This is a genomic window from Streptomyces tubercidicus, assembly GCF_027497495.1.
Taxonomy (GTDB): domain Bacteria; phylum Actinomycetota; class Actinomycetes; order Streptomycetales; family Streptomycetaceae; genus Streptomyces; species Streptomyces tubercidicus.
Genome location: NZ_CP114205.1, coordinates 5,753,970 through 5,777,768 on the forward strand (window position 1 = coordinate 5,753,970; position 23,799 = coordinate 5,777,768).

At 70.9% G+C, this 23,799-nt stretch carries 20 protein-coding genes, 1 pseudogene and 1 riboswitch; of the genes and pseudogenes, 8 read left to right on the plus strand and 13 right to left on the minus strand.

The window, feature by feature from the left end; genetic code table 11:
* Positions 1–410 precede the first annotated feature (410 nt).
* Together STRTU_RS25045 and STRTU_RS25050 are read right to left on the minus strand one after the other, a co-directional pair.
* Complete coding sequence (locus STRTU_RS25045) at positions 411–1,442, minus strand: CU044_5270 family protein (protein ID WP_159746291.1); 1,032 nt, start codon at positions 1,440–1,442, stop codon at positions 411–413.
* The gene (locus tag STRTU_RS25050; protein ID WP_159746292.1) at positions 1,435–2,097 is read right to left on the minus strand and encodes an RNA polymerase sigma factor; all 663 of its coding nucleotides are present in this window, start codon (positions 2,095–2,097) and stop codon (positions 1,435–1,437) included. The genes STRTU_RS25045 and STRTU_RS25050 overlap by 8 nt, the downstream gene beginning before the upstream one ends.
* Positions 2,098–2,212: 115 nt before the next feature.
* Here STRTU_RS25050 and ctaD point away from each other — a divergent pair, with 115 nt between their 5' ends.
* Together ctaD and STRTU_RS25060 are read left to right on the plus strand one after the other, a co-directional pair.
* Positions 2,213–3,859 (plus strand): aa3-type cytochrome oxidase subunit I, encoded by a 1,647-nt coding sequence (gene ctaD / locus STRTU_RS25055; protein ID WP_308789389.1) that lies wholly within the window; start codon positions 2,213–2,215, stop codon positions 3,857–3,859.
* Positions 3,860–3,954: 95 nt separating this feature from the next.
* The gene (locus STRTU_RS25060) at positions 3,955–4,308 is read left to right on the plus strand and encodes a hypothetical protein (protein WP_246241177.1); all 354 of its coding nucleotides are present in this window, start codon (positions 3,955–3,957) and stop codon (positions 4,306–4,308) included.
* 52 nt (positions 4,309–4,360) lie between these two features.
* Here the strand turns inward: STRTU_RS25060 and STRTU_RS25065 are convergent, their stop codons facing one another.
* The 4 genes from STRTU_RS25065 to STRTU_RS25080 form a co-directional block, all read right to left on the minus strand.
* Positions 4,361–5,056: a hypothetical protein gene (locus STRTU_RS25065; RefSeq protein ID WP_159746293.1), complete on the minus strand. Its 696-nt coding sequence runs from the start codon at positions 5,054–5,056 to the stop codon at positions 4,361–4,363.
* 131 nt (positions 5,057–5,187) lie between these two features.
* The gene (locus tag STRTU_RS25070; protein ID WP_159746294.1) at positions 5,188–5,586 is read right to left on the minus strand and encodes a DUF6114 domain-containing protein; all 399 of its coding nucleotides are present in this window, start codon (positions 5,584–5,586) and stop codon (positions 5,188–5,190) included.
* A complete protein-coding gene (locus STRTU_RS25075; protein ID WP_159746295.1) occupies positions 5,577–6,197 on the minus strand; it encodes a DUF6230 family protein in 621 nt (206 codons plus the stop codon). The genes STRTU_RS25070 and STRTU_RS25075 overlap by 10 nt, the downstream gene beginning before the upstream one ends.
* A 376-nt stretch (positions 6,198–6,573) precedes the next feature.
* Complete coding sequence (locus STRTU_RS25080) at positions 6,574–7,806, minus strand: cytochrome P450 (RefSeq protein WP_159746296.1); 1,233 nt, start codon at positions 7,804–7,806, stop codon at positions 6,574–6,576.
* Positions 7,807–8,046: 240 nt separating this feature from the next.
* On the opposite strand from STRTU_RS25080, the gene STRTU_RS25085 reads away from it, so the two are divergent.
* Both STRTU_RS25085 and STRTU_RS25090 read left to right on the plus strand, forming a co-directional pair.
* Positions 8,047–9,216, plus strand: coding sequence for a steroid 3-ketoacyl-CoA thiolase (locus STRTU_RS25085; protein WP_159746297.1), 1,170 nt, complete (start codon positions 8,047–8,049; stop codon positions 9,214–9,216).
* A gap of 378 nt (positions 9,217–9,594) precedes the next feature.
* On the plus strand, positions 9,595–10,824 hold the full coding sequence (locus STRTU_RS25090) for an alpha/beta hydrolase family protein (protein ID WP_174878982.1): 1,230 nt from the start codon (positions 9,595–9,597) through the stop codon (positions 10,822–10,824).
* A gap of 96 nt (positions 10,825–10,920) precedes the next feature.
* Here the strand turns inward: STRTU_RS25090 and STRTU_RS25095 are convergent, their stop codons facing one another.
* The 6 genes from STRTU_RS25095 to STRTU_RS25120 form a co-directional block, all read right to left on the minus strand.
* Positions 10,921–11,886, minus strand: a complete 966-nt coding sequence (locus STRTU_RS25095; protein WP_246241182.1) for an ECF transporter S component — start codon at positions 11,884–11,886, stop codon at positions 10,921–10,923.
* On the minus strand, positions 11,883–13,523 hold the full coding sequence (locus STRTU_RS25100; RefSeq protein WP_159746298.1) for an ABC transporter ATP-binding protein: 1,641 nt from the start codon (positions 13,521–13,523) through the stop codon (positions 11,883–11,885). Before STRTU_RS25100 ends, STRTU_RS25095 begins: the two co-directional genes overlap by 4 nt.
* Complete coding sequence (locus tag STRTU_RS25105) at positions 13,520–14,698, minus strand: CbiQ family ECF transporter T component (protein ID WP_159747207.1); 1,179 nt, start codon at positions 14,696–14,698, stop codon at positions 13,520–13,522. The genes STRTU_RS25100 and STRTU_RS25105 overlap by 4 nt, the downstream gene beginning before the upstream one ends.
* A complete protein-coding gene (locus STRTU_RS25110) occupies positions 14,695–15,402 on the minus strand; it encodes an SCO2322 family protein (protein ID WP_159746299.1) in 708 nt (235 codons plus the stop codon). The genes STRTU_RS25105 and STRTU_RS25110 overlap by 4 nt, the downstream gene beginning before the upstream one ends.
* Entirely contained in the window at positions 15,402–16,697 is a 1,296-nt protein-coding gene (locus tag STRTU_RS25115; RefSeq protein ID WP_159746300.1) for a prenyltransferase/squalene oxidase repeat-containing protein, read from the minus strand. Before STRTU_RS25115 ends, STRTU_RS25110 begins: the two co-directional genes overlap by 1 nt.
* A gap of 168 nt (positions 16,698–16,865) precedes the next feature.
* A riboswitch (cobalamin riboswitch) is annotated at positions 16,866–17,026 on the minus strand.
* Between the two features lie 83 nt (positions 17,027–17,109).
* Complete coding sequence (locus STRTU_RS25120) at positions 17,110–18,186, minus strand: MBL fold metallo-hydrolase (RefSeq protein ID WP_159746301.1); 1,077 nt, start codon at positions 18,184–18,186, stop codon at positions 17,110–17,112.
* A 346-nt stretch (positions 18,187–18,532) separates the two neighbouring features.
* On the opposite strand from STRTU_RS25120, the gene STRTU_RS25125 reads away from it, so the two are divergent.
* Together STRTU_RS25125 and STRTU_RS25130 are read left to right on the plus strand one after the other, a co-directional pair.
* On the plus strand, positions 18,533–19,984 hold the full coding sequence (locus STRTU_RS25125; RefSeq protein ID WP_159747208.1) for an aldehyde dehydrogenase: 1,452 nt from the start codon (positions 18,533–18,535) through the stop codon (positions 19,982–19,984).
* Positions 19,984–20,217, plus strand: coding sequence for a ferredoxin (locus STRTU_RS25130; RefSeq protein ID WP_159746302.1), 234 nt, complete (start codon positions 19,984–19,986; stop codon positions 20,215–20,217). The genes STRTU_RS25125 and STRTU_RS25130 overlap by 1 nt, the downstream gene beginning before the upstream one ends.
* A gap of 399 nt (positions 20,218–20,616) precedes the next feature.
* Here the strand turns inward: STRTU_RS25130 and STRTU_RS25135 are convergent, their stop codons facing one another.
* Positions 20,617–21,249 carry a TetR family transcriptional regulator gene (locus STRTU_RS25135; protein WP_159746303.1) on the minus strand — a complete coding sequence of 211 codons (633 nt, stop codon included), beginning with the start codon at positions 21,247–21,249 and terminating at the stop codon, positions 20,617–20,619.
* A 239-nt stretch (positions 21,250–21,488) separates the two neighbouring features.
* Here STRTU_RS25135 and STRTU_RS25140 point away from each other — a divergent pair, with 239 nt between their 5' ends.
* The gene (locus tag STRTU_RS25140; protein ID WP_159746304.1) at positions 21,489–22,889 is read left to right on the plus strand and encodes a glycosyltransferase family 4 protein; all 1,401 of its coding nucleotides are present in this window, start codon (positions 21,489–21,491) and stop codon (positions 22,887–22,889) included.
* A gap of 85 nt (positions 22,890–22,974) precedes the next feature.
* Positions 22,975–23,703: pseudogene (locus STRTU_RS25145) on the plus strand (class I SAM-dependent methyltransferase); the annotation flags it as partial.
* Positions 23,704–23,799: the final 96 nt, after the last annotated feature.

The following is a 23,799-nucleotide window of genomic DNA, read 5'->3' on the forward strand; positions in this document are numbered from 1 at the left end:
CGTGGGGAGGCGGGCAACACCCGTCCTGAGTGCGACGGGCAAAGGTCGACCATAGGGGCAGACCGGATCATCACGGACGGTGCGCGGACGACCGCGCAGTCGGCCGTATACCCGCTCCTTGCAGGGGAAACGCCCTTTCGCGAACTACTTTGTGCGACCTCTGGCTGTGATCCATATCGCGAAGTTCTGCTGCAACCATTGGCCCGTTGTGAGGTGCGCCACGTGGTGGGGAGGGGTGCGGCCAGGCAGGGAGACGGCACAGCGGGACAAATGGCGTGGCCGGGCATGAAAACGGCGCGGCGGGCTAGACTGCACCGCCGCGCCGAGGTGGATCGTCGCGTTCCCTCAAGGATCAGCCAAGACCGCCTGCCCCGCCACTCGGGGGCGCACCGGCCCGGTGCCCCGTGGCCTCACGGCATCCACGCCTCGTACGACATGACCTCCCCCGACTTGATCTTGAACTCGGGCTCGTCCTTGGTGAAGGTGATCTCCAGGCCCAGCAGCTCGCCGGTCCGCGGATCGAGGATCACCATCTGGCGGGTGGAGTTCGTCGCGCCGTCCGGTCCGTCGTACACATACGCCTGCCCGCGCCGGCCCAGCCGGTCGGTGACCACCCCTGCCTGCCGGAGACCGTCCGCATCGGCCAGCATCCGGACGACGGCCGCCGTCTCCCGCGGCCCCGGCGTCCACTCCTGGCGGAACGAGGAGAGCGCCGACAGGAGCTGCGGCGTCGTGCTGGTGCCGTCCGCCCCGCCGTACAGCCACGACAGCTGTTCGCGCAGCTTCCCGGCGTCCGTCGGGGGCTTCGTACGGGCGGCCAGCCCGCTGTGCCGGGCCTCCGAGCCCGCCGGATAGGTCCTGCGGTGCAGCACCTTGCCGTCCCTGACGGTCTGCCACCGGCCGTCGTTGTCGTGGATCACCGGACGGCCCGGGTGCCGCGGGTCGGTGGCCACGACCAGCTCCGAGCCGCTGCCGTCGTCGTTCCAGCTGGTGATGCGCTCCTCGGGCACGGTAACGGGGGGCGAGGCGTCCGGGCCCGACTCCATGTTCATGTACCAGCTCTGCAGATGGCTGCCCCGCCGCGGCCCGTCCTGGGCAGCCGCCGCCCGCGCCCTGGCCTCCGCCCTGCGGGCGAGCGTGTCCAGCGATACGGACGCTGCGTCGGCGTGCAGGGGGAGGGCGACGGGCGCGGCGACGGCGGGGCTGCTGCCGGCGCCGGAGAAGGTGAGCACCATGGCGGCGACGGCGACCGAGGACGCGGCGGCCAGGCCCATCAGGAGACGGCGCCGACGCGCGGGACGCGGGCGGGTGCGCGGCACGGCGTCGGTCGTCAACGCCGTCAGACGGGCCTCCGCCCGCAGGGTCAGCGGGCGGTCGCGCCAGGGCCCCTCGTCGGCGGAGACGGGGTCGGCCTGTCGCAGCAGCTCCAGTTCCTCAGTCATGGCGGCGGCCTCCCGCTCGGGTCGGTACGGGGTGGGTGGCGAATGGACGGGGGGCGGCCGGGCGCGGCGCCGGGGCCGGTGAGGGGGGCGCGTCGGACCGCGGTGGGGGCGCTTCGGAATGTGCTGGGGGCGCGTCCGGCCGGGCGGCGCCGCGCTGTTGTATCCGCTCGATCTGGGTACGGAGCCGGCCGCGCGCCCGGTGCAGCCGCATGGCCGCCGCGCTCTGACCACAGCCGAGGGTCACCGCCAGCTCCTCGATGGTCAGTTCCTCCCAGGCCGTCAGCCGCAGCACCTCCTGGTCGGCGGGAGAGAGACGGGCCAGTGCCTCGTGCACCCAGGAGCCGGGCCGCTCGGCGTCCGGACTGTCCACTGTCTGCCGGCGGTGCGCCGCCTCGTGGTTACTGAGCCGGTGCAGCAGCCGCCGGTAACGGCTCAGCCCCCGCACCGTATTGGCCAGGCAGTTCCGGGCCACCCCGTACAGCCAGGGCAGCGGCGTATCGGGGAGTTCGGTGCGGCGTCTCCAGGCTATGGAGAAGACCTCCGCCACCACTTCCTCGACCTCGTCTGCCTGCCCGTCCAGCCGTCGCGCCACAAAGCGGCTGACCGCCCAGTAGTGCGCGCGATAGGCCTCGGCGAAGGCGTCGTCCGTGCTCATGAACCCTTGGTGTCCGGCATGCCCCCGATCTTCACACCCTCTTGGGTGAGACTTGCCACCCCGTCGCGTCCCCCGCGGCAGTGAGGATCGCGGCGGCTCCGGACACCTACCGGGCATGAAGTTTCCCGTGAAGTGGCTGACGACCACTGACCACAAGACCATCGGCACGATGTACCTGGTCACCGCCTTCGCCTTCTTCTGCGTCGGCGGCCTGTTGGCGCTGCTCATGCGCGCCGAGCTGGCCCGTCCCGGCACGCAGATCATGTCGAACGAGCAGTTCAACCAGGCGTTCACGATGCACGGCACGATCATGCTGCTGATGTTCGCGACGCCGCTGTTCGCCGGATTCGCGAACTGGATCATGCCGCTGCAGATCGGCGCGCCCGATGTCGCCTTTCCCCGGCTGAACATGTTCGCGTACTGGCTCTATCTCTTCGGTTCCCTGATCGCCGTCGGGGGGTTTCTGACGCCTCAAGGGGCCGCCGATTTCGGCTGGTTCGCGTATGTGCCGCTCTCCGACTCGGTGCATTCCCCCTCTGTCGGTGGCGATATGTGGATCATGGGTCTGGCCTTCTCCGGCTTCGGCACGATCCTCGGTTCGGTTAACTTCATCACCACGATCATCTGCATGCGCGCGCCCGGCATGACGATGTTCCGGATGCCGATCTTCACCTGGAACGTACTGCTGACCGGTGTGCTGGTCCTGCTGGCCTTCCCGGTGCTGGCGGCGGCGCTGTTCGCGCTGGAGGCGGACCGTAAATTCGGTGCGCATGTCTTTGATGCCGCGAATGGTGGTGCACTGCTCTGGCAGCACCTCTTCTGGTTCTTCGGGCATCCCGAGGTGTACATCATCGCGCTGCCGTTCTTCGGCATCATTTCCGAGGTCATTCCGGTGTTCTCCCGGAAGCCGATGTTCGGTTACATCGGTCTGATCGCGGCGACGATTTCGATTGCCGGTCTTTCGGTCACGGTATGGGCGCACCACATGTATGTGACGGGCGGCGTGCTCTTGCCGTTCTTCGCCTTCATGACGTTCCTGATCGCGGTGCCGACGGGTGTGAAGTTCTTCAACTGGATCGGCACGATGTGGAAGGGCTCGCTGTCCTTCGAGACGCCGATGCTGTGGACGATCGGCTTCCTGATCACCTTCACCTTCGGTGGTCTGACCGGTGTCATCCTGGCCTCGCCGCCGATGGACTTCCACGTCTCGGACTCGTACTTCGTCGTGGCGCACTTCCACTACGTGGTCTTCGGCACGGTCGTCTTCGCGATGTTCGCCGGCTTCCATTTCTGGTGGCCGAAGTTCACCGGCAAGATGCTGGACGAGCGGCTCGGTAAAATCACCTTCTGGACGCTGTTCGTGGGCTTCCACGGCACCTTCCTCGTCCAGCACTGGCTCGGCGCGGAAGGCATGGTCCGCCGTATCCCCGACTATCTCGCCGCCGACGGGCTCACGGCGTTGAACACCCTCTCCACCATCTTCTCCTTCCTCCTCGGTCTCTCCATCCTGCCGTTCCTCTACAACGTCTGGAAGACCGCGAAGTACGGCAAGAAGGTCGAGGTCGACGACCCCTGGGGATACGGCCGTTCGCTGGAATGGGCGACGTCCTGCCCGCCGCCGCGGCACAACTTCCGTACGCTGCCACGTATTCGTTCCGAATCCCCGGCCTTCGACCTGCACCACCCGGAGATCGCGCACGAGATCGCCGTCCTGGCGGATGCCGAGGATGCCGCGGCCACCGAAATCGGAGCACGCACATGAGCGAGGGAACGCGGATGGGCGAAGAAATGCGCAGGGCCGGATCAGTGGGAGGTGGCGGAGGAATGCGCAGCGCCGGGGAAACGGGGAGTGCAGGAATGCGGAGCGCCGCGGAGATGCAGCTGGACCGGGCCGTCAACGAGATCGAGGGTTTTCTCCTCTGGGAGGCGGAGAAGGACCGCGCACGTACCCGCGCGGAAGCCTTCTGTGCCGGCCTGCCCTGGCTCACCGACACCCAGCGGCGCGAAGTGGAGCTGCGCTACTGCCAGGACCAGCGCGAGGCGTCCCGGGCCTACCTGGAGCGCATCGCGACCCGCAGCGCCGCTTTGCGGACCGAATACGAAGGCGTCTACCGGGCCCTGCGACGACGGCTGATCACCGCTTTCCTGAGCGGCACGGTGGCCATGGTCGCGCTGACGACCGTCGCGGCCATCGGGCTGGGCGCACGCTGAGGGGTGACGGCCGCTCGGCTGAGCGGCCGTCACCCGTGGCTCACCGGGGCGCTCAGCCGGTGACGGTGATCTGGGAGGCGGGGTCGGTGGTGTCGCTGACCGTATAGGCGGCGTTGAATATCGAGCTGGTCGAACTGGTCGGGCAGCCGAAACCGCCCACCACCTTCACCGGCACCGAGGCGTTGGTGAACGTGAGGGTGGACGGCGCGCCGTTGGCCCAGCTGCCGTTCACCGTGGCCGCCGAGGTGGGGGCTGCGGTGACCGTGCAGGACGCCAGCCCGCTGGTCTTGAGCACGAACCCGCCGGCCGGGATGGTCAGCCCGGCGGTCACCGGCGCCCCGTATTGCATGGCCACGCCCCAGGTGCCGGTCGTGGTGACGGTCGCACTGACCCCCGGCATGCTCGTCTTGCAGGACCCGTAGGTCGCCGGTGTGGTGGAACTGCTCACGGGGCCGGCCGGGTTGTGGTTGCCGGGCGCGGCCGGGACCTGCCCACTGGAGACCGAGGTGGTACAGGTGACGGTCACCGAACCGGCCTTGAAGGTGGCCTTGCCGCTGAGCGTGGCGGTGAAGCTGTGACCCGCGGGGGACACGGTCGTCGCCGCGGCGGCGGACGGCGTCCCGGCCGGCTGCGCCGTCGCGGGGCTCGTCACGGCGAGCGCCAGGCCGAGCGCCGCCACGATTCCGGTTCCGGCGGTGCGTAAGGCGCGCTGACGGGGCGTACGGCGGGTGGGGTGCGTCATCGTCATCGTGGTTCTCCTTCTGAGGGGTGAGGCGCCGGAGGAGCGGTGCGGGCAGCGGTCCGCCCCGTACGCGGACGAAGGCGTGGGGGTACGCGTACGGGCGGGCGGACGGTGTACGACGGGCGGGAGGCGGCCCTCTAGGGCTCGCAGGGCGCGGGCGCGGTTCCGGGTGCCTCGGGGGCTTCGGGTTCCGTGGGGGCGACCGGCTGCCAGGCGAAGATCATGGAGCCGCCGAGAATCCCGAGGACGGTGCCGATCAGAAAGCCGCCGAGGTTGGACATCACCAGTGCGGCCGCCGCACACAGCACGGTGAGCACGCCCGCGAGGCCCCGGTAATACGGCGCGAACCACGCCGAGAGCCCCATCACGATCATCACCAGCCCCATCAGGACCGACGGGATACCGGCGATCCCCTGTTGCAGCATGATCTTCAGCGGTGCCAGGGGGAGGGCGCAGATCTCGGCGCCGGCGAGGACGGCCGCCAGACCGCCCCAGAAGGGCCGTCCCCTCCGCCAGCGCCGCCAGGTCAGAAGCATTCCTTCTTGCCCTTGGAGATCTTCATGCTCAGACCGGACAGCTTGAAGGTGCCCGCATTGGTGGCCCAGGCGGTCTGCCGGAGCTTGCTGATGTTGACGTCATCGGCCTGCTGGGCGAAGAGGTCCTGCATGCCCTGGGCGCCGTCCGGTCCCTTGTCGAGGGTGGAGGCGTCCCGGCCGATCTCGATCTGATGGAAGGACGCGTTGCCGGAGAGCTGGGTGGCGTCCACGAAGAGATCGGTCGCCTCGACGGGCGTACTGCCCGAACCGGCACTGAGGTTGAGCGAGATATCGCCGACAACGGGCAGATGGGTGACGACCGACTGGCACAGATGGTTCAGCTGGGCGGTCTTGATGGCGGTGACGGCGACCGGCAGGAGGTCTCCCCTGGCGTTCGCGTCCACACTGCCGTACTGGGCGAACCCATCGCCCTTGAGGCTGTCGGCGGAGACCTTGAACTGCTGTCCCGAGACGGCGAATGACGCCGCCAGTGCCCCATTGGCCAGGGCGATGCCCAGGGCGGCGGTGCCGGCGAGCGCCGGGACGGACAGCACGGCGAACTTCCGCCAGCTGATGCGTCCCGTGACAGGTCTGCCGTGTGCGTCCTTCATGGTGGTAAGTCCCCTTCGAAGAGCGGTGGAGCGCACGTGCCTGAGCATGTGGGGGAGGGGGTGCGTGAGCGCAGGGTGGCGCGTGGTGCGGAAGGCGCGCGGGGGAGCCGGGGCGCATGGGGGGAGTGCGGCTCGGGCGCGGACAGGGCTGAGCGAATGCGCGCCAGAGGGCGAACTGCCGAATTGTTACTGGCGAGTTGAATGTAAGTCTGCCCATGACAGCTGGCAAGGTTGAGGGAGGAACTGGTTTCGGACAGACCGCGGGTCCGGCTTTCCACGGTGACGACTACACGGGCGCGGGCGGGTGGCCAACGGGCACTACGGGCAGGGGCCGAAGGGTCGTGGCCGCCCGTGGACCCACGGGCGGCCGCCGCCGTCAACCGTAGTGAACCTGCAGTTCCTTGACGCCGTTGAGCCAGGCCGAGCGGAGCCGGCGAGGCTCGCCCGCCAGAGAGATGTCGGGCATGGTGTCCGCGATGGCACCGAAGATCAGGTTGATCTCCAGGACCGCGAGGGACTTGCCGAGGCAGAAGTGCGGGCCGCCACCCCCGAATCCCAGATGGGGGTTGGGGTCCCGGGTGATGTCGAAGACTTCGGGGTGGTCGAAGACCTCCGGGTCGTTGTTGGCGGAGGAGTAGAAGATCCCCACCCGCTGACCCTTCTTGATCTTCGCGCCGCCCAGCTCGGTGTCCTGGGTGGCGGTGCGCTGGAAGGAGACCACCGGGGTCGCCCACCGTACGATCTCCTCGGCCGCCGTCCCGGGGCGCTCGCGTTTGAAGAGCTCCCACTGGTCGGGATGGGTCAGGAAGGCATGCATCCCATGTGTGATCGCGTTCCGCGTGGTCTCGTTGCCGGCCACCGCCAGCAGCAGCACGAAGAAGCCGAACTCATCGGAGCCGAGGTTCCCTTCGTGCTCCGCCGCCACCAGTTGGCTGACGATGTCCTTGGCCGGGCATTCCTTGCGCTCCGCGGCGAGGTTCATCGCGTACGAGATCAGCTCGGTGGCCGCATTCAGGCCGACTTCTTCGGTGATGGCCAGTTCGGGATCGTCGTACGCGACCATCTTGTTCGACCAGTCGAAGATGCGCGCCCGGTCGTCCTGGGGGATGCCGATCAGTTCCGCGATGGCCTGGAGGGGGAGTTCGCAGGCGATATCCGTGACGAAGTCCCCCGAGCCCTTCCGGGCCGCCTCGGCGACAATCTGCGCCGCCCGGTGGCGCAGCGCGTCCTCCAGGGCCCGAATGGAGCGAGGGGTGAAGCCGCGCTGCACAATCTGCCGGACCCTGGTGTGCTCGGGCGGGTCCATGTTCAGCATGATGAGTTTCTGTACGTCAATCTGCTCACGGGTCATGGCCTCGTTGAAGCGGATGATCGAGGTGTTGAGGTTCGCGGAGAAGACCTCGGGCCTGGTGGACACCTCCTTGACGTCCTGGTGACGGGTGACGACCCAGTACCCGTCGTCACCGAAGCCGGCAACGCCGTGCGGCTGGGCGTTCCACCACACGGGCGCGGTCTGCCGCAGCTGTGCGAACTCGGGAAGCGGAACCCGGGACTGGTAGACGTCGGGGTCGGTGAAGTCGAACCCATCGGGCAGCGCGGGACATGGCATCGGCGACTCCTGGTCCATCCGGCGTCTGACGACCCATCAGATATGGGTCGGCGGTGAAGGTAATAACGAGTTCTACAAGTGGCAAGAGATGTGGCGACTCCGGTTGCGGACAAGGGTGTTGCACGCCCCTTGCGCCCCGGAGGGCGCCTCATAAGACTGTTTGTAGAACTAGAACGGGTACTAGTTCTTCTTCCGTGGGTGCCGGGACATCCGCGGACGCGAGGAGAGGACGAGTCAGTCATGGCCGCGGAACCCGTCATCGTCGAAGCAGTACGCACACCCATCGGTAAGCGCGGAGGCGCGCTCGCCAACCTTCACCCCGCCTACCTCCTTGGTGAGACCTACCGCGAACTCCTCGCCCGTACGGGCATCCAGCCGGACTGCGTCGAACAGGTCGTCGGTGGCACCGTCACCCACGCCGGTGAACAGTCCATGAACCCGGCACGGAACGCCTGGCTGGCCATGGGCCTCCCGTACGAGACCGCCGCGACCACCGTGGACTGTCAGTGCGGATCCTCCCAGCAGGCCAACCATATGGTCGCCAACATGATCGCCGGCGGTGTCATCGACATCGGCATCGGCTGTGGCGTCGAGGCGATGTCCCGTGTGCCGCTGGGCAGCGGCTCCAAGCACGGCCCCGGCAAGCCCTGGCCCGACGAGTGGAATGTCGACCTGCCAAACCAGTTCGAAGCGGCCGAGCGTATCGCCCGCAACCGGGGGCTGACCAGGGAGAACGTCGACTCGCTCGGCCTGATCTCGCAGGAGCGGGCGGCCGCCGCCTGGGCCGAGGAGCGCTACAAACGGGAGACCTTCGCCGTCCAGGTCCCCACCACCGAGGACGAACAGGCCACGGGCCAGGGCATGTGGCGGCTGGTCGACCGGGACGAGGGGCTGCGTGACACCAGCATGGAGGCGCTCGGCGGCCTCAAGCCCGTGATGCCGACCGCCGTCCACACGGCAGGCAACTCCTCACAGATCTCCGACGGCGCCGCCGCGCTGATGTGGGCCTCCAAGCGCATGGCCCGCGCCCTCAAGCTCAAGCCGCGGGCCCGCATCGTGGCCCAGGCGCTGGTCGGCGCCGATCCGCACTTCCATCTGGACGGCCCCATCGACGCCACCCGTGCGGTGCTCGGCAAGGCCGGTATGTCCCTCAAGGACATCGACCTCGTCGAGATCAACGAAGCCTTCGCCTCCGTCGTGCTCTCCTGGGCGCAGGTCTTCGAGCAGGACTTGGAGAAGGTGAATGTGAACGGCGGCGCCATCGCCCTCGGCCACCCGGTCGGCGCCACCGGCGCCCGGCTCCTCGCGACCGCACTCCACGAGCTCGAACGCAGGGACAAGGAATTCGCCCTGATCACCATGTGCGCGGGCGGGGCGCTGGCGACGGGGACGATCATTCAGCGGCTGTAGCGGCTGTAGCGGCTGTAGCGGCTGTAGCGGGAGAACCGGTGGCCGGCGATGACCGCCACGCGAAGGGGGCGGGGGTGCTCCTGCGCCCCCTCCCATGGCCTGGTCGCCGGCACCCAACCTGAGGAAAACCACAGTTGAGTTGTGCGGAAAGCCGCATTCCGCGCGGCACGCGATCTCCGTACCGTCAACGACATGACGAACAGAACTCCGCGGCAGCACTCCTCTTCCGCTCGCCCCTTCTCCTCCTCCGCGCCCGCTTCCTGCTCTTCCGCTCCGGCAGCGGGCGGCGTCCGGGGCGCCTCCGGCGAGCCGGCCGGGCCGGGAGCCTCACGGGGGTTACGACGCGTCCCGCGTAGCCTGGCCGCGGGCGCGGCCCTCGTGCTGGCGGCGCTCGCCGCCGCCCCGGCCGTCGCGGCGCCGACGCCCTTCACGGCGCAGCCGGCCGGGTCCGGACAGACGGTCCACGCAGCCGCCGCCACGCACACCGACCACGGACGCGGGACGCCCCTCTCCCTCACACACCTCGGCCGACAGAGCCGGGCCGAAGTCATCACCCAGGCAAAGAAACAGGGCCTGGAAACCGGCACCGCCCGGCACGGCGTCGCCGCATACCGGCTGACCTACCGCACGATCACCCCCGACGGCCGCCCCACCACCGCATCCGGCTTACTGGCCGTCCCCACGGGCAGCGGCTCGCGCCCTCTTCCGCCCGTCGTCCACACCCACGGCACCCTCTCCTACCGCGGCTATGCCCCCTCGGTGGCGAACGGCCCCGACCGGGCGGTGTCGGTGCTGTACGCCTCGGCCGGCCGCGCCGCCATCGCCCCCGACTATCTGGGCCTCGGCACCGGTCCCGGACGCCACCCGTACATGGACACCCGGTCGTCCGTCTCGGCCTCCCTCGACATGCTCCGGGCAGCGCACTCGGCCGCCCCGGAAGTCGGCGCCACCCTTGCCCGCACGGTCTCCCTCACCGGCTTCTCCCAGGGCGGACAGGTCGCCATGGCGCTGGGCCGCGAGCTGGACCGCGGAGCCGATCGCCGGTTCCGCCTCGGGATACTCGCTCCGGTCGGCGGGCCGTATGACCTCGACGGCGCGGAACTCCCCGGTATGTTCGACGGCCGCATCGACCCTCGCGCCGCCGTCTTCTACCTCTCCTTCTTCCTCACCGCCCAGAACCGTCTGCACCCGCTCTACCACCACCCCGCCGAAGTGTTCCGCGCCCCCTACGCCGACTGGGTCGAGGACCTCTTCGACAGCGACCACTCGGCAGAAGAGACCGCCGGAAAGCTGCCCGAACGCATCGAAGACCTGCTGACGGACACCTGGTACCGAAAGCTCCGGCACCCTTCCGGGGCCCTGCTGGAAGTGCTCCGCGCCAACGACCGCACCTGTGACTGGAAGCCGGGCCGAGGCGTGCGAATAACCCTCTACTCCGCCACCGGCGACCGGGACGTCCCGATAGCCAACACCAGCAGCTGCGCGCGGAAGTTGGCGAGCCATGGCGTGAGGGCCACGGTGGTCGACCAGGGGGCTGACGCCGACCACCACGCATCATTCCTGCGGTCGGAGCCGTCCATCGCCCGTGCGCTGCCGGTCGCCCGCTGATACGGGTCCGGGGGGAGGCGCCAGGAGCCTCGGGGCGTCCGGTGATGTGGCCGACGGTTACCGCCCGGCAGGGGCAGGGCAAGGACAGAGGTCACGTCACCGAGCGGGGGTCCCCCGGGGTGGATCGGGAGCGAAGGAGGTGGGGACATCGAAGGCCGCGCGGCGGGTGGCACGGCGTAGGGCCCTGAGGACGGTGCCCCCGAGTGTGCAGGTGAGGATCACGGTGACCACGGCCCGGGGCAGGTCCCAACCGAGGGAGGTGGCAAGGCAGTAGGCGAGATAGCGGGCGAGGTTCTGGTCGAGCGGGTCGCCGGGGACGAAGGAGACGCCGGAGGCCAGACCGCCGATATAGGGCCAGCCTTGAAGGTTCATGACCAGGCCGTAGAGGACGGCGGCGACAGCACCGTAGGCGGCGAGCACAGCGAGTTCACCCCGGCCGCGCAGCCGGTCGGGCCCCGGCAGCAGGCCGGCGCCCATCGATACCCACCCCATCGTCAGCATCTGGAACGGCATCCAGGGGCCGACACCGCCGGTCAGCAGCGCCGACGCGAACATCGCGACGGAACCGAGTACGAACCCGAACCCGGGCCCGAGCACCCGCCCCGACAACACCATCAGGAAGAACATCGGCTCGATGCCGGCCGTCCCCGCGCCCAGCGGGCGCATCGCGGCCCCGGCCGCGGCCAGTACACCGAGCATGGCGATGGCCTTGGCGTCCAGCCCGGTGTCCGCGATCGTCGCCACGACCACGGCGAGCAGCATCGGCAGCAGCGCGGCGAACAGCCAGGGCGCGTCCTTGGAATGGGCGAGCCCGGAGGCGGAGTCGGCGAGCAGCGGCCAGCCGAAAGCCATCACACCGATGGCCGAGATCAGGGCCAGCGCGGCGATGGAGCGGGGACCGAGCCGAACGGCACGGGCCTGGCGGCCGGGGCTGGAGCGGGGCCCGGCGGCTGGCCGCCCAGGGTCGGATCCGGAGCCGGAGCCGGAGCCGGAGCCGGGGCCGGGGTCGCTGGAGCCGGAAACAGGCCCGAGGTCCTCCGGGCGGGGTGGGGGCACGGTCATGCGAGGGCCTCCAGGGCGCGGGCCACCTGGGGAACCGTCAGCCAGGGCAGCGGGGCGAGGACCTTGGCGACCTGCGGCGCGAAGGAAGGAGAAGAGACCACGACCTCGTCGGTGGGACCGTCGGCGACGATCTCGCCGTCGGCGAGGATGACGACACGGTGTGCCAGTTCAGCGGCGAGTTCCACGTCATGGGTGGCCAGCACGATGGCGTGGCCCTCGGCGGCCAGGGTGCGCAGCACCTCGATCAGACGGGCCTTGGCGGCATAGTCCAGGCCGCGGGTGGGCTCGTCGAGAAGGAGCAGCGGTGGACGGGCGGTCAGCACCACCGCGAGGGCAAGGGCGAGCCGTTGGCCCTCGGACAGATCACGGGGGTGAACGGATTCCGGGACATCCGGCAGCAGCCGGGCGACCAGATCCCGGCAGCTGCCCGCGGGGGCGCCCGCGTCCTCGTCGGCCGCGGTGCACTCGGCGGCGACGGTATCCGCGTAGAGGAGGTCACGAGGTTCCTGGGGGACCAGGCCGACATGCCGTAGGAGGGCCCGGGGGCTGGTGCGGTGCGGGACGGCGTCGCCGACCCGCACGGTGCCGGACGACGGCTGGTGCATACCGACGAGGGTGGTGAGCAGAGTGGACTTCCCCGCACCGTTACGCCCCATCAGAGCGATCGTCTCGCCGGCCCGCACGGTCAGATCCACCCCGTGCAGCACCTCGGTCCGCCCTCGCAGCACCCCGAGCCCCGAGACCTCCGCGGCAGCGTCCGACGCCGCCGAGGCGCCTGCCTCGCTGCTCCCCGCGCTCCTCGCCGGGACGTGCGGCGAGACCCCCGTCAGCTGCTCGCGCAGCGGGGCGGCCTTGCGGCGGGCGTCGCGGACGGAGAGGGGGAGCGGTGACCAGTGGGCGAGGCGGCCGAGGGCCACGACCGGGGGGTGGACGGGAGAGACGGCCATGATGTCGGCGGGGGTGCCCATGACCGGGGGCGCGCCCGGAGAGGGAAGGAGGATGACCTGGTCGGCGTACTGGACCACGCGCTCCAGGCGGTGTTCGGCCAGCAGGACCGTCGTACCGAGGTCATGGACCAGCCGTTGGAGGACGGACAGCACCTCCTCGGCGGCGGCGGGGTCGAGCGCGGAGGTCGGCTCGTCGAGGACCAGGACCTTGGGGTGGGTGGTGAGGACCGACCCGATCGCCACCCGCTGCATCTGTCCGCCCGAGAGCGTGGTGATCGCGCGGTCGCGCAACTCGGCCAGGCCCAGCAGGTCGAGGGTCTCCTCGACGCGGCGGCGCATCACCTCAGGAGGGAGGCCGAGGGATTCCATGCCGTAGGCGAGTTCGTCCTCGACGGTGTCCGTGACGAAGTGCGCCAGGGGGTCCTGGCCCACGGTGCCGACGACATCAGCCAGTTCACGCGGTTTGTGGGTGCGGGTGTCGCGCCCGTCGACGGTGACCCGGCCGCGCAGGGTGCCGCCGGTGAAGTGCGGGACGAGGCCGCAGACGGCGTTCAGGACGGTGGACTTGCCGACGCCGGAGGGGCCGACCAGGAGACACAGTTCGCCCTCGGGGACGGTCAGGTCGACGCCCTGGACGGCGGGCGCCGCGGCATCGCCGTAAGTGACCGAGACCTGCTCGAACCGGATCACGGGGTGGGCTCCTTCGTCAGCACATCGACATCAGTGGCGCGGCGACGCCCACGGGAGGAGGCACCACGGGAGGCTCGGGACGCGACACGGTCCGCGCCCGGCGGGAGCGGGGCGACGAACGCGGGCAGCAGTCCCACGAGAACGGAAACGGCCGGCCAGAGGGGGAGAACGGGGGTGGTGAGCGGGACGGCGGGCGGGTGCAGCGCGGTCGGCGCGTAGTCGTTCGCCCAGATCATCAGGGCGGCGACGGCGATGCCGGAGCCCGCGACCAGCCAGGCGCGAGCGCCCCACCGCTCGGGCCGGTAGCGGCTGCGCACCGACCGGCGGCCACCGAGCCACAGCCCGGCGAGCGCCGCCGCCAGCCCGGCGAGCAGCAGCGGCAGCCCGTAGCCGCCTCCGGTGTCCCCCAGCAGTCCATAGGTTCCCGCGCAGACACCGAGCAGCCCGCCGAGGGTGAGGACGGAGGTGGTATGGCGTACGGCAGGCGGGACTTGGGCGCTGCGGCCGTAACCGCGCGCGTCCATGGCGGCGGCCAGCGCCACCGAACGCTCCAGCGCGCCCTCCAGTACCGGCAGTCCGACCTGGAGCAGCGCCTTGAACCCGCGGTCGGGACGCCCGCGCAGCCGGCGGGCGGCGCGCAGCCGCTGGACATCGGCGACCAGGTTCGGTGCGAAGGTCATGGCGACGACGACCGCGACGCCCGCCTCGTAGAGCGCACCGGGCAGGGACTTCAACAGCCGGGCCGGGTTGGCGAGCGCATTGGCGGCGCCCACGCAGATGAGGAGAGTGGCCAGTTTCAGCCCGTCGTACAAAGCGAAGACCATGCCCTCGGCCGTGACCCGGCCGCCGATCCGGACGCCCTTCGCCCAGTCCGGCAGCGGCACTTCGGGCAGCGTGACGAGGGTGTGCGTACCGGGGATCGGCGAGCCCAGGAAGAAGGCGAAGAGCAACCGGATGGCGATCACGACCAGCCCGAGCTTGACGAACGCCCCGTACGAGCGGGCCCAGGGCGCGTCCGTGCGACGCGCCGCGACGACATACCCGGCCACGCCCACCAGCAGTCCCAGCAGCAGTGGATCAGTGGTGCGGGAGGCGGCGGTGGCCAGGCCCAGCGCCCACAGCCACCAGGCGCCGGCGTGCAGCGCGGTGGTACGGGTCGCCTGCGGGGCGCTCATCCGCGTCGGCGGCGTGCCTGCCACACCGCTGCCGCACCCAGGACGACGACGGCCGCGACCCCGCCGAGCAGCCCGGCGGACGGCCCGCCGTCACCGCTCCCGTCGCCTCCGCCGGCACGGCCCTCCGCCGCCCCTGTGGACGGTGCGGCGTCGGCCCCGGACCCTTTCGACTCCGACCCGTCCTTCGATCCCTTCTCCGACCCGTTCACCGACTCCGCGCACCCCGCCTTCGGATAGCCGGCGATGCCACACAGCAAGGCGTTGGCGTCATAGCGCAGCGGCCGGGCGACCGCCGCCAACGCCTCGCCCGCCGACGCGTCCTCGGACACCTGGGCACACTCCGTCCTGGCCTTCGGCGGCCGCTCGCCGCCGGGCGCGTCCGCCGCCGTGCCGAAGTCCAGGACGATGCCGATCCGCTTGCGGCCCTCCTTGGCGGGGGTGTCACCGCAGATCGCGTCGAAGCCGGCGGCCGTGCGCGGCTTGCCGGCCGCGGCGGAATCGGCGCCGACGGTGAAGCGGAAGCCCGCGACCGCACCATCGGCCGGCCGCTGGGTGGCCGGCCCCTCGGTGGCGTACGTCCAGGTGCCGCCCTTGCCGTCCCAGAACGACCAGTAGCGGTACTCCTGCGCCTGGGCGGGCCCGGCGGCCAGGCCGGTGACCGTACCGGCCAGCAGCACGGCGCCGGCGATCCTGGTACCCCGCATCAGAGCTGGTTCTTCTTACGGCTGCTCAGCAGGAACCCGATACCGGCGCCGATGGCGAGGCCGACGCCGATGACCCACCACAGCCCGATCCCGCCGCCGTCCTTGGCGGCGTCTTCGCTGTCCTTCTTCTGGGCGGCGGCCGGCTTGGGGCCGGTGGCGTTGAGCTTGGCCACCAGGTCGGTGCCTCCGAAGGAGCGCGGGTCGGTGCCGGTGGCGTGCGCGGCCAGCACCAGCTGGGCGTACGCGGCGGGCCCGCTCTGCTTGGCCCAGTCCGCCGCGTTCTTCTCCAGCCACTTCAGCGGCTTCGCGGCGGCGGCACCGTGCCCACCGGCCGCCAGCGCCACCACGGCATCGGCGGTGTTGCCGACATCGGGCTGCTTCTCGGCGCCCGGCATCGCGGAGAGCAGATGCTGCCCGTTCTTGTCGAGCTGCGCGACGAGGTAGGCGTCGCCGCCCGCCGCGGCCCGCCCCGGCTCGCCGCTCTTCTCGCCCTCGCCGTCCTTGCAGGTCAGCGGCTTGACAGGAGTGTTTGCCCGTTCGCCTGCGGGGGCGACGACAAAGCCCTTGCCGAGCGCTCCGGTCGCGGCGGCCGCGGTGGCGTCGGCGTTCGGGGCGGCGCCCTTGAGCTGGAAGGTGAACGCACCGCGCTCGCCCTCCTTCGCGTCGCAGCCCAGCTGGAAGGTGAGCAGCCCGTCGTAGGGGGTCTTGCCGCCCTTCTTCGAGGTCACGGACCGCGGCTTCTCGCCCGCCGCCGCGAGGGCGCCGATCACCACGGACGTGGAGTTGGCGTCGCTGGCCGAACCGGGCATCGAGCTCCAGCCGCCATCGTCGTTCTGCACCGATTTCAGCCAGCCCACGGCCTTCTGCACGGCGTCGCCGTGCCCGCCGAGCGCGGCCAGCGCCTGCACCGCGGCGGCCGTCTGGTTGGTGTCCCGCATCGTCTTGGCGTCACAGGTCTTGCCGGGCTCGGCGCGGAAGGCGGTGAACGAGCCGTCGGCGCACTGCTGCCCGGCCAGCCAGTGCACGGCCGACGCCGCGGGCCGCACCCCCACCGTGTCCTGCGCCAGCAGCGCGAGCGACTGCCGCCACACCCCGTCGAACTTCGGGTCCGTGGTGCCGTACAGGCCGTCCGGCAGCTTCTTGGGGGACGCGGACGGGGCGTCGGCGTACGCGGCCGGGGCAGCGGCCGCACCCAGCACCACCGCTGCTGCCAGCGCCGTGGCAGCGCGGCGCGCCAGGTAGGCGGCGGGATGCGTCAGGGGGGCCTGCTGAGCCATGGAAGCCATGGGGGCCATCGGGGCGGTGCCTCTCGGGTCGGGTCGCGGCGATGTACGCAGCCGCGCTCGGCCGACCACCCGCACCGATCCCCTCGGATCGCGACGCGGTGGCACCGGGCTCAGCTCCGTATACCTCGACGGTGCCGCGCACCGGCTGTCCCTGTGGCGGACGGTTCCGGTGGCGGGAGCCTTGGTCGTGCCCCCTCGGGTGCTCCGGCTCGTACGGCCGTCCCTGCCGGGCCAGCCGGCGTGCCAGGGTCGGGCCGTCCTCACGGTTGCGGGTCAGCGCCGGAATTCCACCGGCTTCCCCCGATCGGGTACGGATGAAGTTGTCCCGCACACCTTAACGGCAGCCGGTGCGGGCGCTCGCTCGCGTGTACGAGGCGACGGGATCGGGCGTCAGCCGGGCGCGAGTCGGGTGCCAGGCGGCTCACACCGCCTGATACCGCACCGGATCCGAGCCCGGTACCCGCTCCGCGCGCCCCTGCTTCACCAGACGGCGCAGATGGGCCTCGGCCTCCGAGATGGCGATATTGCGGGAGCCGTAGGGGATCTGCTCCCAGGGACGGTTCCACTCCATGGCCGTGGCGAGCTGCCACACCGTGCGCGGTTCCTGGAGAAGGACTCTCAGCCGGGCCAGCCGCTCCTCGTGGTGGGCGATGAGCGCCCGCACCCGGCCGCCGGCGTCCGTGAAGGCGTGCTGATGGGCGGGCAGCACCTCGGCGGGGGCGAGCCGGCCGACGCGTTCGAGGGAGTCGAGGTAGTCGCCCAGCGGGTCCTCCGCCGAGCTGTCCAGGTCGTGCGGGCCGGGAGGGCGCGCCTCGCCGTCCGGGGCCTCGTACAGGCCGATGTGCGGGGTGATGCCGGGCAGGAGGTGATCGCCGGAGAACAGCCGGCCGAAGCCAGGGGCCGGCGCCGAGGGGTGTGCCTCCTCCAGGTGGAGGCACACATGCCCGGGGGTGTGACCGGGCGTCCAGATGGCGCGCACCCGGCGCCCCGGCAGATCGAGCAGTTCGCCGGGGCCGATACCGCGGTCCGGCAGCGCGGCCCGTCGGCCGGGCAGTTTCCGGCCGCCCCCTGTGGCGCGTGCCTTCCGCAGGGGCGCCAGATGGTCGTCCGGTGCGCCCGCCGCCGAGAGCTTGGCGAGCAGGTAGTCGAGCCACTGCTCCGGTTCGGCCTCGCGCGTGCGGCGGACCGCCTCGGCGTCGGCGGCGTGCATCGCGATCCAGGCGCCGGAGGCCTCCCGGACCTTGGCGGACAGACCGTGGTGGTCGGGGTGGTGGTGGGTGATCAGGACGCCGTGGAGGTCGGTGACGTCGAATCCGCAGGCGGTGACCCCGGCGACGAGGGCGTCCCAGGAGTCCGGGTCGTCCCAGCCGGTGTCGATGAGCACCGGCCCGCGGTCGGTCTCCAGGAGGTGGACGAGGGTGTGGCCGAGCGGGTTGTCCGGGATGGGGACGGCGATGCTCCACACCCCGCCCTTGTGGTCGGTCACCTGTGTGTTCATCCCGGTCCCCTCTCGGTGTGGCATACACCTGGTACCCGGCCTCACTATAACTAGAACTGGTTTCAATGAGGCTTGAAGTGCCCGTTCGATCGGGGGGAGTTGAGATTCGGCCGACGCCGTGGACTCCTCCAACTAGAACTGGTATCAGTTCTTGATGCGCGACTGGGGCTGATGCCCTGTCAGCACGCACCTCGGTACATCGCCACAGTCACGTCAGACGCACGCACCTCAGTAAGCCCGTCTGATGCACGTCAGTAACGACAGGGAACCGGCACGGACCCCCGGCATCAACAGCGAACCGGCAGGGACCGCCGAACAGGCGGCCAACCCGCAGGAGGCGGCAGCGATGAGCGACCTCGTCGAGCACGGAAAGCTCTACATAGGCGGTGAGTGGGCCGATCCGGCGGGCCGGGACACGATCGAGGTCGTCTCGCCGCACACCGAACAGGTCATCGGCCGGGTGCCGCACGCCTCACGGGACGACGTCGACCGTGCGGTGGCCGCGGCCCGTACGTCCTTCGCGTCCGGGGTGTGGGCGAACGCCCCGCTGGCGGACCGGATCGCGGTCGTGACCCGTATCAAGGACGCCTTCGCGGCCCGCAGCGAGGAGATCGCCAAGGTCATCAGCGCGGAGAACGGCACCCCGTTCACCTCCGGCGTCATGGTGCAGTCGCTGGCCGCGATGCTGGTGTGGGACGCGGCGCTGACCGTGGCCCGCGACTTCCCGTTCGAGGAGCGGCGGGACGGGGTACTGGGGCCGCTGCTGGTGCGGCGGGAGCCGGCCGGGGTGGTCGCGGCCGTGGTGCCGTGGAACGTCCCGCAGTTCACCGCCGCCGCCAAGCTCGCGCCGGCGCTGCTGGCCGGCTGCTCGGTGGTGCTGAAGGTGTCACCGGAGACCCCGCTGGACGCGTATCTTCTCGCGGAGATCGTGACGGAGGCCGGGCTGCCGGAGGGCGTGCTGTCGATCCTCCCGGCGGACCGCGAGGTGAGCGAGTACCTGGTCGGGCACCCGGGCGTGGACAAGGTGTCGTTCACCGGTTCGGTGGCGGCGGGCAAGCGGGTCATGGAGGTCGCGGCCCGCAACCTCAGCCGGGTCACGCTGGAACTCGGTGGCAAGTCCGCCGCGGTGATCCTGCCGGACGCGGATCTGGACGCGGCGGTGGCCGGCATCGTGCCGTTCGCCTGGATGATCAACGGCCAGGCGTGTGTGGCCCAGACGCGGATCCTCGCGCCGCGCAGCCACTACGACGAGATCGCCGAGCGGTTCACCGCGGCGGCCTCGGCGCTCACCGTTGGCGACCCGCTGGATCCGGCCACCGAAGTCGGCCCGCTGGTGGCCCGTCGTCAGCAGCAGCGCTCACTGGACTACATCGCGCTCGGACAGCAGGAGGGGGCCAAGGTGCTGACCGGCGGCGGCCGCCCCAAGGGGCAGACCACGGGCTGGTACGTCGAGCCGACCCTCTTCGGCGAGGTCGCCAACTCCATGCGGATCGCCCGTGAGGAGATCTTCGGCCCGGTCATCTGTCTGCTGCCGTACGACGATGAGGCGGAGGCGGTACGGATCGCCAACGACTCCGACTACGGGCTCTCCGGCTCGGTGTGGACGGCCGATGTCGACCACGGCATCGAGATCGCGCGGCAGGTGCGCACCGGTACGTACTCCGTGAACACCTTCAGCATCGACATGCTCGGCCCGTTCGGCGGCTACAAGAACTCCGGCATCGGGCGGGAGTTCGGGCCCGAGGGCTTCGGCGAATATCTGGAGCACAAGATGATCCATCTCCCGGCGGGTGCCTGATGGGGGACCGCTGGCAGGTGGTCGTGGACCGGAGCGTCTGCATCGGGTCGGGGATGTGTGTCGCGGCGTCGCCGGACGGCTTCCGGCTCGACTCGGCCCGGCAGTCGCATCCGGTGGCGCCGGAGACCGACGCCGCGGAGGGAGTCCTGGCCGCGGCCGAGGGGTGCCCCGTGGAGGCGATCACCCTCACCGTGGTTGGCAGCGGCGAGGCGGTGTTCCCACCGGAGGAGTGAGCGACGGCCGCACGGCGGGGAGCAGGCGGCCGGTCGCACGGCGGAGGAGCAGGCGGCCCCGGGGCGCGGGGCGGGAGCACCGTCGCGGCGGGGGAGCCGCGTCGCGTGGAGACCTTAGGGGGCGGGGGAGGGTGTCCCGTAGGGGGGCGGTGGACCCCTTGCGGGCCAACTACCCGCGGCGGCAGCCGAGTTAACGCCCACCGCCCGGCGAAGTAATACCGGGCGGAAGTGAGAGCGGTCGGAAGCGACGACGGGCGGAAGGGACGCCGGACGGAAGGGACGCCGGACGGAAGCGATGCCGGGCGGAAGCGACGCCGGGCGGAAGCGATGCCGCACGGAAGCGACGCCAGGCTGAAACGATGCCGGACGGAAGCGTCGCCGGGCGGAAGCGACGCCGGGCTAGCGCCCGCCCTCCGGTGACGTGACGTCGATCAGTCGGCAGACCGTCTCGATGTCTATTTTCACCTGGGCGATCGAGGCGCGGCCGGACAGCCAGGTGATCAGGGCCGAGTGCCAGGTGTGCTCGATGACCCGGACCGCGGAGAGCTGTTCGGGGGTGGCGGGACCGTCCAGCCCCATCGCGTCGAGGATGATCGCGGTGGTCAGCCGGGAGACGGTGTCCACCTCGGGGCTGACGGAGCGGTCCGCGAAGGTCAGTGCGCGCACCATGGCGTCCGCCAGATGCGGCTCGCGCTGGAGCGCGCGGAAGGCCCGCATCAGGGTCTGGGCGACCCGTGCGCCCGGGTCCTGCTCCGACGGCGGGCGTTTGCGCAGCGTTTCGTGCATGTGCTGGAGCTGGTCCTGCATGGTGGCGACCAGCAGATGCACCTTTGAGGGGAAGTAGCGGTAGAGGGTGCCCAGCGCGACGCCCGAGGACTCGGCGACCTCGCGCATCTGTACGGCGTCGAAACCGCCACGGGACGCCAGCTTGGCGCTGGTGTGCAGGATGCGGCGGCGCCGGGCCTCCTGACGCTCGGTCAGGGGTGGACTCGCGGGAAGGGTCGGTCTGGCCGCCTTGGATTCCGTAGTCATATTTCCCATTCCGTGGCATTCCGTCCGCGATGCGGCGAGTGCCGATGGTGTGCTCGGCACAGCATGGCAGGGGGGCGGGTGGTGGCGCGAATCACCTGGTGTGGCTCTTTTCGCTTCGGTCTCGGCCGGTAGATTCGAAGCTCGGTGAACTGATCAGTAGCCAATCAGTTCTGAAACTTGTTCTAGATTACCGCCAGCGGTTACGCTCCGGCGAAAGTCCAGTGAGAAGGGGGCCGAGCGTGACCGCAGAGGCCGTCCAGGCAGCCGCGCTTCGCCCCGCAGAGGCATCCCCGGCCTCAGCCCCGACGAACGGCGAGCGTCCCCTACGGATCGCGATGCTCACGTATAAGGGGAACCCGTTCTGCGGCGGACAGGGCGTCTATGTACGCCACCTCTCGCGCGAACTCGCCCGCCTCGGCCACTCCGTCGAGGTCATCGGCGCCCAGCCCTACCCGGTCGTCGACGACGGGGTGACCCTGACCGAGCTGCCCAGCCTGGACCTCTACCGCCAGCCGGACCCGTTCCGTACCCCCAAGCGCGGCGAGTACCGGGACTGGATCGACGCCCTTGAGGTCGGCACGATGTGGACCGGCGGCTTCCCCGAGCCGCTGACCTTCTCGCTGCGGGCCCGGCGCCACCTCGCCGCCCGCCGCGGCCAGTTCGACGTCGTCCACGACAACCAGACCCTTGGCTACGGCCTGCTCGGCGGCCCCGGCGCCCTCGGCGCCCCCCTGGTCACCACCATCCACCACCCCATCACCGTCGACCGGCGGCTCGACCTGGCGGCCGCCGACAACTGGCGGCGCCGGGCCTCCGTCCGCCGCTGGTACGGCTTCACCCGGATGCAGAAGCGGGTGGCCCGGCGGCTGCCGTCCGTGCTGACCGTCTCCGGCTCCTCCCGCCAGGAGATCGTCGACGACCTGGGGGTGTCCCCCGGCCGGATCCATGTGGTCCATATCGGCGCCGACACCGACCTGTTCTCGCCAGATGCCTCGGTGCCCGAAGTGCCGGGCCGGATCGTCACCACCTCCAGCGCGGATGTCCCGCTCAAGGGGCTGATCCACCTCGTCGAGGCGCTCGCCAAGGTACGCACCGAGCAGCCCGACGCCCATCTGGTGGTGGTCGGCAAGCGCGCCGACGACGGGCCGGTCGCCGCCGCCATCGAACGGCTCGGCCTGTCCGGCGCCATCGAGTTCGTCAAGGGCATCAGCGACCCCGAACTCGTCGACCTGGTGCGCAGCGCCCAGATCGCCTGTGTCCCCTCCCTGTACGAGGGCTTCTCGCTGCCCGCCGCCGAGGCGATGGCCACCGGCACGCCGTTGCTGGCCACTACGGGCGGCGCCATCCCCGAGGTCGCCGGCCCGGATGGCGACACCTGTCTCGCGGTGCCCCCGGGGGACGCCGGTGCGCTGGCGGCCGGACTGCTGCGCCTCCTGGGCGACGAGACGCTGCGCCGACGGCTCGGCGCGGCCGGACGGGAGCGGGTGCTGGCCCGTTTCACCTGGCGTCAGGCCGCGCTGGGCACCGTCGATCGCTACCGCCAGGCCATCGCCCTCCAGAGAGGCCGGGCCGGTGCCCGCCCCGGGGCGGCGTCCGGAGTCGCCACCGCGCCCGCGCCGAGCGCCGCCGGACACGTCTAGTGGCCCGACCGGCCCGACCGGCCCGCCCTTCCTTCCGCAGCCACCACCGCCACCGCCACCAACCGCCGGACGAAAGCTGAACGCCGTGCTGACCGTCGACTTTTCCCGCTTCCCGCTCGCTCCGGGCGACCGTGTGCTCGACCTGGGGTGCGGCGCCGGCCGGCATGCCTTCGAGTGTTACCGGCGCGGCGCGCAGGTCGTCGCCCTCGACCAGAACGGCGAGGAGATCCGCGAGGTCGCCAAGTGGTTCGCCGCGATGGAGGAGGCGGGGGAGGCCCCGGCGGGCGCCTCCGCCACCGCCATGGAAGGCGATGCGCTGAACCTGCCGTTCCCTGACGACAGCTTCGATGTCGTGATCATCTCCGAGGTGATGGAGCACATACCGGACGACAAGGGCGTGCTGGCCGAGATGGTCCGGGTGCTGCGCCCCGGCGGCCGGATCGCGGTCACGGTGCCCCGTTACGGGCCCGAGAAGGTCTGCTGGGCGCTCAGCGACGCCTATCACGAGGTCGAGGGCGGCCATATCCGCATCTACCGCGGCGACGAGCTGCTGGGCAAGATGCGGGAGGCCGGTCTGGAGCCGTACGGCACCCATCACGCGCACGGGCTGCACAGCCCCTACTGGTGGCTGAAGTGCGCCTTCGGGGTGGACAACGACAAGGCGCTGCCGGTGCAGGCGTACCACAAGCTGCTGGTCTGGGACATCATGAAGAAGCCGCTGGCCACCCGGCTCGCCGAGCGGGCACTGAACCCCGTCATCGGCAAGAGCTTCGTCGTCTACGCCACCAAGCCGCATCTGCCCGAGCCGGCCGCTGCCGAGCCGGCCGTGGCCGAGGCGTCCGCCGGCGAGGCGAACGAGTCCGCCGCCGGGGCCGCCGAGCCGGCCGCCGCGGCCCCCGCGAAGGCCCGG